Consider the following 12,271-nt stretch of genomic DNA (forward strand, 5'->3'; position numbering starts at 1 on the left):
CGCACGTAACTCTATCTATATAAAAGGAGTTACGTGAACGCGGAGTGTGATAAGTAATGCTGAGTTATCTTTGCAAAGCCAAAGCCAAAGCCAAAGCTAAAGTTAGCTCTTAGATATTTCAGACACTTCTTCATGCAACCACTCAGTAAATGCCTCAATACGTTCTTTCCTCGGCGAGCTAGGGTCAAAACATAAGTTAACTTGAACCCCAGGTGTCATGCCTATATCAAAGGGTTTCACTAGTAAGCCGCGTTCGATGAAGTCACCAGCCAAGCTGTCTGTAGCTAGGCAAACCCCGTGACCCGCCATGACTGTGGTTAGACCCATATCAAATGTGCCTACTTCTACCCATTGGACAGTACTACTTTTGATTGTAACATTTACTCGTTTGAACCACTCCTCCCAAAGATAGTGCCCCCCTTTAAATTGGATCAGCCAACACTTTAGAAGCTGTTCTGGTGACGAAAACTTCAAAGAGTTAGCAAGAGCAGGTGAGCAAAAGGGATATAAAGGTTCATTGATTAGGACTTCAAGCGATAGACCTTGCTCAACAGGGAGATCCTCACCTTGAAGAATCGCGACGTCAATCTCATCATATTTTAGTTTAGGAGTATCATTCTCGGTGAGGAGTTTGATTGGTATTTCGGGGTGTTTGACTGAAAACTTCCACAACCGAGGTAATAGCCAACGCGATGCAAAAGATGGCAGACTTCGAACCACGATAACGCCTTGTAAGGGTTCAGACTGGATCTTGTTCAACCCGACAACAAGCTCTTTAAATCCATCTGACACATGTTGGAAGAGAGTCCGACCCTCTTTAGTCAATGCCATTTCACGCCCTTTCCTAATGAACAGCTTGCACTCTAGTTGTTCCTCTAACTGACGGATCTTTTGGCTGACAGCAGCTTGGCTAACAAAGAGCTCTTCTGCTGCCTTGCTGTAGCTACTCAAGCGAGCTGCGACTTCGAAGTAACGAAGTCAGGAAAGGTGGCGTAGTCTATTATCCATAACGTCTTCTTATAGCTCTTGTTAGAAATGGTTGTTCGCTTATCGAACAGGTTGTTTTCATAATAGCGATAAATAAACAGGGAATACAAGAGAGAGAACATGAAAGCAATAACCTGCTGGGTCGGTATATTTGTTACTCAGGTACTTAAAATCAATGATAATACTAAGGTGAGGAAGCCGACTAAATCTAGACAAGTTGTTTGCTTGGAATCGTTAAGTCATCGAATGAGAAAGGATGTCGGCTTAGATTACGAGAGTAGTGATGCTGCGGATTATACTAAGTACTTATAATGTGAGCTTACAAAAAAGGAGCCATAATGGCTCCCTCTCGATTTTAATTATTCTTCCCAAACCACCAATTTATCTTTCGGCCAGTTATGACCAACTTCATGGTATTTCTGCTCAAGGATATGTCGCTTGATTTTGAGAGTCGGGGTTAACACGCCATTCTCAATGCTCCATGGTTCCTTAATCATCAATACACCTTTGATCTTCTCGTGTGAACCAAGCTGCTCGTTCATTTTCTCGATAACGCGCTTTGTCGTTTTCTCATAGCGAGCTCGATCGAAATTAGGGAAGTCATGCGGTACCACAAGTAGGATTGGACCAGGTAGGCCAAGACCTATCAAACACATCATTTCTACGCGGCTGTACTCAAACAGTTTGTTTTCGATTGGTACAGGGGCAACAAACTTACCTTTAGCGGTTTTAAAGGTATCTTTCTTACGCCCACGAATCGTTAGGTAACCTTCACTATCGATATCACCGATATCACCGGTATGAAGCCAACCATCCGAGTTAAAAGACTCTTGGGTTGCAATATCATTCTTGTAGTAACCAGAGAATAAGCCTTTGCCTCGAACTAGAATCTCTTCATCTTCAGCTATTTTGAGTTCGATCCCTGGACCTGCATTACCAACCGTACCAATTTTATCGGCTCTGAATGGGTAGTTGAGCGTGCTGTAGGCGAAAGACTCTGTCATGCCCCATGCCTCGGTAATGTGCAGGCCAACACTCTCATACCATGCGAGTAGAGCGGGTGATACAGGTGCAGAACCACATCCAAGAACGCGAGCTTGGTCTAACCCTAAGCCATCAGCAAGTTTCTTCTTAATGATGTTGTTGATAAACGGAATCTTCAGTAAGAAGTTCAGTTTCTTCTGTGGCAATTTGTCTTGGATTCGCTGCTGGAACAGAGTCCATAAGCGAGGAACTGAGATAAACAGTGTAGGGCGATGCATTTTCACATCATCAATAAAGGTGTCTAAAGATTCAGGGAAAGCCGTAACCACGCCCCCCATCACTGAAGAACCAAAGATGTAAACGCGTTCTGTAATATGAGCAAGTGGTAAGTAAGAAAACAGGCGATCGCCAGGTTGGATTCCAATATGATCAATCAACCTTTGAACAGACCAAGTAAACGCGCCGTAGGTGAGCATTGCGCCTTTTGGTAGCCCTGATGTACCCGATGTATAAACAAGTGACATCAGCTTATCGTCGTGATGCTGAGGGCGTTTGGTTGATGGTTCATGTGTATCAATGAGCTGTTCGAAAGTGTGTTGGCACTTCGCTGCGCTGTCGTATGGCAGTGAAATACTCACTAAGCTCGGATTGTCATCAAGTACTTTTTGAGTGGCTTTAGGATCGTCAAGCTTACCTGCAATCACAATTTTACATTCACTGTGTTCAATACAGTATTGAATGGTATCTGCACCCGCTGTAGGAAAGATTGGGACGCTGACAAAATCTCCTAACATCATGGCAAGATCGCAGATGAACCACTCTGCACAGTTTTTCGATACGAGAGCGACTCGATCGCCAGGTTGGGCTCCGAGTCCTTCTAATGCTGACGCCAGTTTCAGAGCTTTGTCGGCTACTTCTTTATAAGTAAACTCGACAAATTGGCGGTTAATAATCTGTTTCAAATAGACTTCATCTGGGCGTTCTTCTGCCCATTTTAAAATCATGTCATTGGGTGTAGGGAGAGCTGTTGCTTGTTCTTGGCTAAACTCGTTAGGCTGAATCATTGTCTAACTCCATGTTTTTCGCTAAGTTATTTTTGGTTATTTTTGTTAAAATCATGTTAAATGTACCATGATTTTTTCTTTTAGGGAGTAAAATTAGCGTTTTCTGTTATCTGTGCAGGCACGCCTGTAACTTGCTGGGGTTACGCCCGTCCTTTTCTTAAAAATTCTTGAAAAATACGACACATCCTTGTAGCCACATTGATAAGAAATTACAGCTATTTTTGATTCGGTATCCGCCTCAATCAACTTTTTGGCTAACAGTATTCGTTTATCGCACACAAAGTCTCTAAAGCTTACTCCAAAGTGTAGATGAAACTTTTTAGAAAAATAGGTTGCTGAACAGTGACATTTTTCAGCTATGTCCGTTTCTCTTATTTCCTTGTTAATGTTATCCATAACAAAATTAACAACTTCAGAAGTAAACTGCTTGGTCGGCTCCTGGTTGTTGCTATTCATGTCTCTATCGAGGTCGAAGTGTGCTTCAAAGATATGCTGTGTTTTACTCTTTAATTCTTCGAAGGCACTGGTCAGATGATTGTTACTCGTTTCTATAATGAAAAATATATTCTTATGATTTCGAATGATATTAGGTATCTCAAATGGAGAAATTAAAACTATCCGCTTGTTTAGGTTTTTACAAATAGATAATGCCATGGTAAGTAATTGAATTTCACTTTCTCTATTTAAAATGAAAAATACAATTCTTACATCTAAGTTACTGATAACTGATATATCTTGTTGAAAATTTTCCACAGGGAAGTAGCGACTAATTTTATTTATAATAATTGAATTAAACTCGCTATCTATATCTGATAGCAGTGGTGTTATTAATTTCATTTCTACTAAACCTGTATCATATATAAAGGGCCAGATGTGAAAATTTAGAAATAAGGGAGTTATTACAGAGATTAGAAGTACAACAAAAAAGTGCAAGTAAATGGCAAAAAAATCCTAACCGAATGTGTGACTCACCTCTAGATTTACTTTACAGGTAAACGAAGCCTGTTATGAAAATCAAGGAGAGGTTGTCATGGGTAAGTTTTTGAATAATTGTAAAGAATTCATGAAAGATGAAGAAGGGTTGACCGTTATCGAGTATGTAATCGGTGCAGCTCTATTGGTTTTAGGCTTAACAACTGTATTTTCTGGTTTGGGGAATACTCTAGCAAATAAATTAAATAACATTGTTGCGAATGTTGGTACTACGGGTACTGGTACTGGTACAGGGGCTCAATGATATCTTATGGACATCAAGAGAATTAGAAGCCAAGCTGGATTGACTACGGTCGAATACGTGATCGGTGCTGCTTCACTTGTTCTTGCTGTTGGATTCGTTTTCTCTGGGATGGCAACAGCCTTACTCAGTAAGTTCCAGAGCATTATATCGAGTGTATAAATAGAAAATATGATTAATGAGCCTTCAGTTTTTTGGGCATTACTAATTGCAGTTTCGGTATACGATGTTGAGAAGCATCGTATACCAAACAAAATATTGGTTCTTTTTTTGTTTGTGTACTTCTTATCAATGTTTAATAGCAATTTCACTTTTGATGTTTTTTTAATGTCCTTGTTTGGGTTGGGGGCGTTTTTTTGTTTTGGGTTACTCTTATATTTTGTAAGAGCAATGTCTGCAGGAGATGTGAAGCTATTAGGTATTGTAGGGATGTATCTTGGGTGGGGACAATTACTTGATGCGTCGTACTTTATCTTACTTTCTTCTGGAGTGATCGGGACTTTCTACTTGCTATATAACTTTTCCAACTCGAGCAGTCTTAGTATCAAAGGCTATTTTGAAAATAAGATGATTGCGCTTGGTGGTGTAGCCCCAGTACTAGATAAAAGTTCGATTTTACACGCTAGGTATTCAAATAAGGTGACGATGCCTTTTGCACCCTCTGTTGTTATGGGATTAGCGATGTATAGCTACTTTACTTAAACCTGTTGTTGGTTAGCTTTGTGGAGAGGAATAATATATGGATATTATAGGGCGTACTGCTCCAACAACTTTGAAGCCTCAAATTTCAGCCCCAGCCGTTCCTACATCTATTGATATGTTGGGTGTTCCTGAAGTCGTTATTGAAAACCTCGTACTCAAGCATTTGTCTGCTTACCCTAAATCGGATGTGTTAGAACTCTCTAATTATATGTGTGTAGTTACCCATGTTGTGGAAAGTGCTCTGGCCGTTTTAAGGAAAAAGTCGTTAATTGAGGTATTTCAACCGACTTCAGATCTTTCTCTCTCATCAGTGTCCCATAGTCATGTCCGTTACTCCCTTTCTGAGAAAGGACTGGAAGAAGCTGATCTTGCCTTTAAACGTGATGCTTATTTAGGCCCCGCACCTGTTTCACTTGCCCAATATAGTGATGTGGTAAAGCAGCAGGATCTGAGAGCAGAGCTAGTGACTCGGCCACATGTCGAAGCAGCACTGGATGATGTATATGGTGTCGACAAAATGATTTCAGTGCTAGGGCCTGCAATCAATTCTGGACGTGCTTTGTTGTTATATGGGCACGCTGGTACTGGTAAAACATTTGTCGCGAGCCGTATTGTGAATGCTTTGCACACCTCTGTATTTATTCCTTATGCAGTCTATGCATTAGGTAACATTATCAAGGTGTTCTCGGCGCAACATCATAAACCGTTGGATAGTAACGGCAGCGATCAAAGCATTTCCCTTAAAGATCAGTACGACAAGCGTTGGCTTAATTGTGAAAGGCCAAATATCCAAGTTGGGGGGGAACTGACTATGGATATGCTTGAGGTGAATCACTCAGAAAACAGTCGAGTCTGGTTAGCCCCGGTACAGATGATGGCAAACAATGGAATTTTCGTGATAGACGATCTTGGCCGTCAACCTATGCCTGTAGACACATTGCTGAATCGATGGATAGTGCCGATGGAGTACGCTTTTGATTATCTATCGCTGCCCAACGGTCAGCAAATTACGATGCCGTTTGTTTTAACTCTCGCCTTCTCTACCAACTTAAATCCAAAGAAGATCAGTGATCCCGCATTTTTGCGTCGTTTAGGTTACAAAATTGAATTTAAGCCTCTTATGCAGCGTGATTACGAAGCATTGTGGATGAATGTTGCCGCAGAGAAAGAGGTTGAACTTCAAGATGGTTTCTTTGAGCGTTTGTCTCAAATGCACACGCTGCTTAAGGTGCCACTTTTCCCATGTTTACCGAAAGATCTCGTTGGTATAAGCAAAGATATTCTTTCGTTTGAGCAGCTACCACCTGTTATCACATTCGATATTCTTTCCATGGCATGGGAAGTTTATTTTACCTCTGATGGACACGAGGAAGAGAATAATGAATAAGAGTCAAGTTTTCCTACTGTTTTTACTGTCCGTAGTATTCGGCTTAGCGGCTGTATTTTTTGCTAAGCAGTGGATGGATGATCAAGTTCAGCCAACCGTTGAAGTTGAAACGGTCGAGCGTCACCCCGTTGTTGTCGCCTCACAAGAAATCGAAGCTGGAACCATAATTGAAGAGCAGTATTTAACGACGAAGTTGATGGAAGTTGATTGGATCAATGAAAACAACTATTCGGATCAATCTGAGCTAATCGGTAAGGTTGTCGCTAATACCATTTATGCCGGAGAGGTGCTTCACAAGTTACGATTTACTGTACCAGGAGAAGGGTCAACGCTTGCAGCTCTTATCCCTGAAAATAAACGTGCGGTAACGATACGTGTTGATGATGTTATTGGTGTGGCAGGTTTCTTATTACCGGGTAACAAGGTTGATATTCTCAATACGGTTTCTTACGGAAAAAATTCTGCAGCTACTCAAACGGTTCTTAAAGATATTAAGGTTTTGGCTGTAGATCAAACGGCTAAAACGAATGAAAACAGTCCAATTATTGTACGAGCGGTAACTCTTGAGATGACGCCGAAAGAGGCTGAGAAACTTCTCACGGCTAAAAGCAAAGGCAGTATTCAGCTGACTTTGAGAAACCCACATGAAGTTGAGAAAAAAGTGGTTCGTCGATATGTGCCTAGACCAAGTGTCACCATTATCAAAGGTACAGAAACATCTAATGTGCGCGTCAAGGATTGAGGTGAAATATGAGAATATTAATTGCGTGTGTTTTGAGCCTAATTTGTATTTCGACGGCCAGTGTTGCGGCGTTACAAACGGGAAAAACAGTCACGGTTCCACATCATAAATCTACGCATGTCGTGCTGTCGGGAAAAGCGGCGAAGGTTTCTCTTGGTGATCCTGAAGTTTTAGATATTGTAATTTTAAAATCAAATGAAGTGTTTTTAATTGGTAAAAAATTAGGTGCGACAAACCTAATGGCTTGGGACTCTCGAGGTCGGTTGATTGAGTCTATTAACATTGAGGTTACTCATGATCTTAATAGTTTAAAGGCGAAGTTATATGAGTTCCTTCCTGATGAAACTATCGAAGTACATAGTGCGCAAAACCGTTTGTTGCTGAGCGGTCAGGTGAGCAACCAACAGCAGATGAATGTCGCAATGAGAATTGCAGAAACTTACTCCTCCGGGCAAACCGCAGATGAGTCAAAAGAGAGTGGTAGTGAGCAAGCTGCGGCGACTGGGGTCATCAACTTAATGTCGATTGGTGGTGCTCAGCAAGTCATGCTAGAGGTCACTGTCGCTGAAGTGCAAAGAAGCTTAGTTCGAAAATTCGATGCTAACTTCCATTTCTTCCAAACCAGTGGTTCTGATTTTTCATGGGGAGCGTCTTCTGTGCCTGCTGGTGTATTGGGTGCAACGCCGATTTTTGATATTCCCACCTCAACAGATTATGGGATTTTAGGTTCTTTTATCGATAGCAATACATTGTTTACCTTTGCTTTGGATGTTGCAAAGCAGAATGGTGTAGCCAAAGTTTTGGCTGAGCCGAATCTAACCGCGTTAAGTGGTTCAAAAGCTGAATTTTTAGCGGGCGGTGAGTTCCCAATCCCTGTGCCTGATGAAGACGGCATCACCATTGAATACAAAGAATATGGTGTAGGGCTGAAATTCATCCCAACGGTTCTTAGTGATAAAAAAATCAACCTGAACTTGGCTGTTGATGTGAGTGAAATTGCGAATAGTAGCTCGCTAACGATTGATCCTGGTACTACCAACGCGACTTACTTCATTCCACCTATTACGCGTCGTAGTGCATCTTCAACTCTTGAGTTAGCAGATGGCCAGACTATCGGTATTGCAGGTTTACTGAGTGAGAATGTGAGAGATATCAGCAACAAGATGCCAGGCTTTGGTGATGTGCCGATTTTAGGGCAGCTTTTCAACAGCCAAGAGTATGTATCTGGCGAAACCGAACTGGTTATTCTTGTGACTCCAAGGCTTGCCAAGCCAATCGACCGCACGAAAGTGACATTACCAACAGATGCTTTCGTCGACCCTAATGACTTGGAATATTATTTGTTAGGCCGAAGCGCTTACATTGCTGAACCGTCTGAATCCACTTCAGAGCAATCTCAATCAGCACAGGCCGTATCGCCAACCGACGGCGGTAGTGAAGGCTCATTTGGTCATGATTTATAAGGAGATAGATATGATTAGAATAATGATGGTCTTTCTCGTGATGGTGCTAGTTGGCTGTGCTAATGATGCCCGTTTGGGACATTCAGTAGCACTAGTGAAAACAGAACAAACATATAACCCTAATGCGACCCAAGAGAATCTACTCGAAGTACCGGACGGTACAGGGGAGCGGATGCAGGCTGGTTACGACCGATATGTTGGCAGAGGTGAAAATGATCTGTCCGGAAGCAGTAGTAGCCAGATCCTAGAAGAGTTTAACTAAATCTGGAGGTACTCACATGTTGTATCGAGTATCACAAAGCCCCAAAAAGCAACAAGGCTTAGTCGTAGTCATGATTACAGCCGCTTTGTTGGTTTTTTTAGCTGTCTCAGCGTTAGCTGTCGATATAAACCATATGGTTGTGAATAAAACGCGGTTACAAAATGCAGTCGATTCTGCTGCGCTAGCTGCCGCAACTATTTTAGACAATAGTAAGGATAAAGATGCCGTAGATGCAGAGGTTGGCACCGCATTAAATGCTATGGCAGCCGCCACAGGTAATCATGAATTTGATTTTAGTACGGCTTCTGTAAACATTGATTATTCAAATGATCCTAAGGATTTTACAGGAACAGCAACGTTCGGTGCAGATGATGATGTCTATGTGCGTGTTCGTGTCGATTCCTTGGATATGGATGAGTTTTTCATTCAAATGTTTGGACTAGAAAAAACCGTTTCGGCGAGTGCGGTTGCTGGCCCTAGTTCTGGTCAGGTCGTTGTTAATAATGTTGTGCCAATTGGTGTGTGTATTGGTGATGGCACGTCGGATAATGATGTCTCACCAGAAGATGGGTACCATGATGTTACTGGTGAGGAAATAACCAGTGTTTTTGGTTATGAAGTTGGCACCGTTCATGCATTAAAGGTCGGCGACAGTAGCTTATCTGAAATGGGGAACGGTAATTACCACCTTCTTGATTTTGGATCTGGTGGTAAAACGGTGAAAGAAGGTTTAGGGGGGGACTATAGTTATCCTGTTGCAATAGGTGACGATATAACCACCAAACCAGGAGGAACGGTTGGTCCTACCGGTGATGGCTTAAATACTCGATTTGGTGATTATGGTGGAGGATTATCGGCATCAGATTACCCCACTGATTATGTAACGACTGAGCCTACTAATGAGATTACGATCGATGCTAGTACGGGAGATATCGATTTTGACGGCAGTTATACCTATGCTCAATATGAATCAGCGACTAACACATGCATAGCTAATAATGGTTCTGGGTGTGCGGCTAATGGTGTTGCTTGGCGTCGTATATTACCTATACCTATGGTGGATTGTTCAGGTAAAAGTGGCGGTGCGACTGAATTTACGGTGAACAAAATTGGTTGTTTCTTCTTGCTACAAAAAGCGCCGACAAATAATTCAGGTACTCCAGCCGTATTTGGTGAATTTATTCACTCCTGCAGTGTGACAGGTGGGGCGGGTAGTACGACCTCTACAACAGAAGGGACTTATAGGATTGTTTTGTATAAGGACCCTGATAGTGGGGAGTCTTGATTATGAAACGGTTGAGAAAACGACAAAGCGGTTTTGCAGCTATCGAGGTGGTACTGGCCACACCCGTATTATTGTTCTTTATGGTATTGGTGCTTGAATTCGGAAATATATTGATTCATTACAATGTCATTTCAAAGTCAGTGCAAAATGGAGCGCGTTATGCGGTTAGTGAAGTTTATGGGACTGTTGGCGGCACAATAGCCCCTACGTCAGAAATTCAGAATGTAGTGGTCTATGGTCAAAATAGTGTGGGCACGGCGGTACTCTCTTCATTGACGACAGCAGATGTCACTGTCACTCAGCCATCTGGTGATAGCTATGTGCGAGTAAGTGTTACCTATGATTATGTTCCACATTTCTTGTCTATTCCCTTTTCGTCGGAGAGCTTTGCCATTCCATTAAGTGTGACTTCGGTTATGAGGGTGCTGTGATGAAAAGGCTAAAAGGGCGTATTAAAGGACTTGCCATCGTTGAATTTACATTAGTGTCATGGCTGATTTTTCTTTTGATTTTTTTAATCTTGGCATTTGGTGCTTATATATTTTCACTACAAATGGTCAGTGAAGCGACAAGGAAGGCGGCTAGACTGGCGACAGTATGCTATGTCTTAGATAGAGATAATATTGGTGCAATGGTGGTGGATGAGATCCCGCTGGTTGGGTTTTCTGGTGCTAATTTAGAGGTGGCTTACCTTGATGCGAGTGGAGGGGAGATAGCATCAGATTTCGAAGATAACTTCGATGATATTAAGTTTGTACGTGCCAGAGCGACTGGCTACGGCATTCAGTTGATTAGTAACCTAAGTTTCTTAGGTAACAATGGGTTTCTTGCTGCCCCTGCATTCGAAACAATTTTACCGGCTGAAAGTTTAGGGGTTGTTAGGGCAGATTCTGACATTAAGAATCGATGTCCCGAAGTCATCTAGTACAGGAGTTTGATGTATGGGGGAAGCAATTCAAATGACGCCTAATGAGGGTGACATTACGCGTTTGAGAACTAATTTAAAGGTCTGGTTAATATACAATACTGAGGCTTTTCATTCGCATATGAGCCACGAATTGAAGAAATGCCGAAACGTACATGTGACGGCTTTTTCTCTTGCGGCAATGAGTGAGGAGTACTTAAAAAGTGCGGATGTTCCAGAGCTTATTTTCGTTGAAGCTCACGGGAATTGGGCGCAAAAAATGGTTGAGCTGCAAGGGTATGATTTGTCTTTAGAAGACAAGGACTTGTCTTTAGTTGTGCTCGGTGATGAAAGTGATAATGGGTCACTAAAAATCGCACTGCGTTTAGGAGCTTCAGATTTTTTGTCTCACAATGTGACCCTATCGGACTTACTGCCACTCTTGAAGAAAACGGCCTCTGAAAAGCTTGAGAACTCCAGTTACGGAGAGTTTATTTTGTTTTTGAATACGAAAGGGGGGATGGGGGCGACAACTCTGGCTTTGAATACCGCTATTGAGATGGCCAGTCAGCATCCGAATGAAGTGCTTTTGCTCGATATTGATCTCCAATTTGGAGTAATTCCTGATTACTTAAATATTATTCCCACCTACAGCGTTTCTGATGCAATAAATAGCGCGAATGACCTAGATGAAATCTCCTTAGGTACTTTGGTCAATAAACATGAATCTGGTCTTCATGTTCTAAGCTTTAAACATGAAAACAATGCTGATGATTTCGAGCAGGCACAAAAAATAGGCAGACTGCTGCCTATATTGCGCCGTTTTTACCCTTATGTGGTGATCGACCTATCTAGAGGGTTAGATCATGTATTTGCATCTGCTATATCACCTGCAACGAAAGTGCTTCTGGTTTTACAGCAGAGTTTAGTGTCAGTAAAAAACACAAGTAGATTAATTAAGTCTCTGAAGTTTGAGTACGGCTTACAAAGCGACGCAATAGAGGTAATCCTTAACCGTTACGAAAAACGACATTCTATAAAGTTAAAAGACATTGAGCAGGCGGTGGGCAATCACGACATCCACCTGATGCCTAATGATTTTAAAGTGGCACTAGAGAGTGCCAATTTGGGGCAACCGTTAGTTCAGTCGAGAAAGAAAAGCTCAATTACTCGTTCTATCATCGATTTGTCTCATGTTCTATCACCACCAGAGCAAGAAGAAAAAGGCTGGTTGAAAAAGTGGTTTTCATAACGGGT

13 protein-coding genes and 1 pseudogene are annotated in these 12,271 nt (G+C 41.9%); 11 read left to right on the forward strand and 3 right to left on the reverse strand.

Features of this window, described 5'->3' with window-relative positions; all coding sequences use genetic code 11:
* Positions 1-102: 102 nt before the first annotated feature.
* The 3 genes and pseudogenes from F0229_RS06250 to F0229_RS06260 form a co-directional block, all read right to left on the reverse strand.
* A pseudogene (locus F0229_RS06250) lies at positions 103-1,008 on the reverse strand (LysR substrate-binding domain-containing protein).
* A 338-nt stretch (positions 1,009-1,346) separates the two neighbouring features.
* Positions 1,347-3,035: an AMP-binding protein gene (locus F0229_RS06255; protein ID WP_136973756.1), complete on the reverse strand. Its 1,689-nt coding sequence runs from the start codon at positions 3,033-3,035 to the stop codon at positions 1,347-1,349.
* A gap of 93 nt (positions 3,036-3,128) precedes the next feature.
* Entirely contained in the window at positions 3,129-3,872 is a 744-nt protein-coding gene (locus F0229_RS06260) for an AraC family transcriptional regulator (RefSeq protein ID WP_171732469.1), read from the reverse strand.
* 193 nt (positions 3,873-4,065) lie between these two features.
* On the opposite strand from F0229_RS06260, the gene F0229_RS06265 reads away from it, so the two are divergent.
* From F0229_RS06265 to F0229_RS06315, 11 genes are read left to right on the forward strand one after another with little or no spacing between them, the layout of a single operon-like run.
* Complete coding sequence (locus F0229_RS06265) at positions 4,066-4,272, forward strand: Flp family type IVb pilin (RefSeq protein WP_171732470.1); 207 nt, start codon at positions 4,066-4,068, stop codon at positions 4,270-4,272.
* Positions 4,273-4,278: 6 nt separating this feature from the next.
* Complete coding sequence (locus F0229_RS06270) at positions 4,279-4,431, forward strand: hypothetical protein (RefSeq protein WP_171732471.1); 153 nt, start codon at positions 4,279-4,281, stop codon at positions 4,429-4,431.
* Between the two features lie 9 nt (positions 4,432-4,440).
* Entirely contained in the window at positions 4,441-4,971 is a 531-nt protein-coding gene (locus F0229_RS06275; protein WP_171732472.1) for a prepilin peptidase, read from the forward strand.
* 37 nt (positions 4,972-5,008) lie between these two features.
* Positions 5,009-6,358 (forward strand): AAA family ATPase, encoded by a 1,350-nt coding sequence (locus tag F0229_RS06280; RefSeq protein ID WP_171732473.1) that lies wholly within the window; start codon positions 5,009-5,011, stop codon positions 6,356-6,358.
* Positions 6,351-7,100 (forward strand): Flp pilus assembly protein CpaB, encoded by a 750-nt coding sequence (gene cpaB / locus F0229_RS06285; protein WP_059020093.1) that lies wholly within the window; start codon positions 6,351-6,353, stop codon positions 7,098-7,100. The genes F0229_RS06280 and cpaB overlap by 8 nt, the downstream gene beginning before the upstream one ends.
* Positions 7,101-7,108: 8 nt before the next feature.
* A complete protein-coding gene (locus tag F0229_RS06290) occupies positions 7,109-8,563 on the forward strand; it encodes a type II and III secretion system protein family protein (protein WP_102319921.1) in 1,455 nt (484 codons plus the stop codon).
* Positions 8,553-8,825 carry a hypothetical protein gene (locus tag F0229_RS06295; protein ID WP_061032538.1) on the forward strand — a complete coding sequence of 91 codons (273 nt, stop codon included), beginning with the start codon at positions 8,553-8,555 and terminating at the stop codon, positions 8,823-8,825. Before F0229_RS06290 ends, F0229_RS06295 begins: the two co-directional genes overlap by 11 nt.
* Positions 8,826-8,841: 16 nt before the next feature.
* On the forward strand, positions 8,842-10,110 hold the full coding sequence (locus F0229_RS06300; protein WP_171732474.1) for a Tad domain-containing protein: 1,269 nt from the start codon (positions 8,842-8,844) through the stop codon (positions 10,108-10,110).
* Positions 10,111-10,112: 2 nt separating this feature from the next.
* A complete protein-coding gene (locus tag F0229_RS06305; RefSeq protein ID WP_105057538.1) occupies positions 10,113-10,541 on the forward strand; it encodes a TadE/TadG family type IV pilus assembly protein in 429 nt (142 codons plus the stop codon).
* A complete protein-coding gene (locus F0229_RS06310; protein ID WP_061032541.1) occupies positions 10,541-11,035 on the forward strand; it encodes a TadE/TadG family type IV pilus assembly protein in 495 nt (164 codons plus the stop codon). Before F0229_RS06305 ends, F0229_RS06310 begins: the two co-directional genes overlap by 1 nt.
* A 16-nt stretch (positions 11,036-11,051) precedes the next feature.
* Positions 11,052-12,266, forward strand: coding sequence for an AAA family ATPase (locus tag F0229_RS06315; protein WP_171732475.1), 1,215 nt, complete (start codon positions 11,052-11,054; stop codon positions 12,264-12,266).
* The last annotated feature ends 5 nt before the right edge of the window (positions 12,267-12,271 follow it).

The organism is Vibrio sp. AIC-3, assembly GCF_013114515.1.
Classification (GTDB): domain Bacteria; phylum Pseudomonadota; class Gammaproteobacteria; order Enterobacterales; family Vibrionaceae; genus Vibrio; species Vibrio crassostreae_C.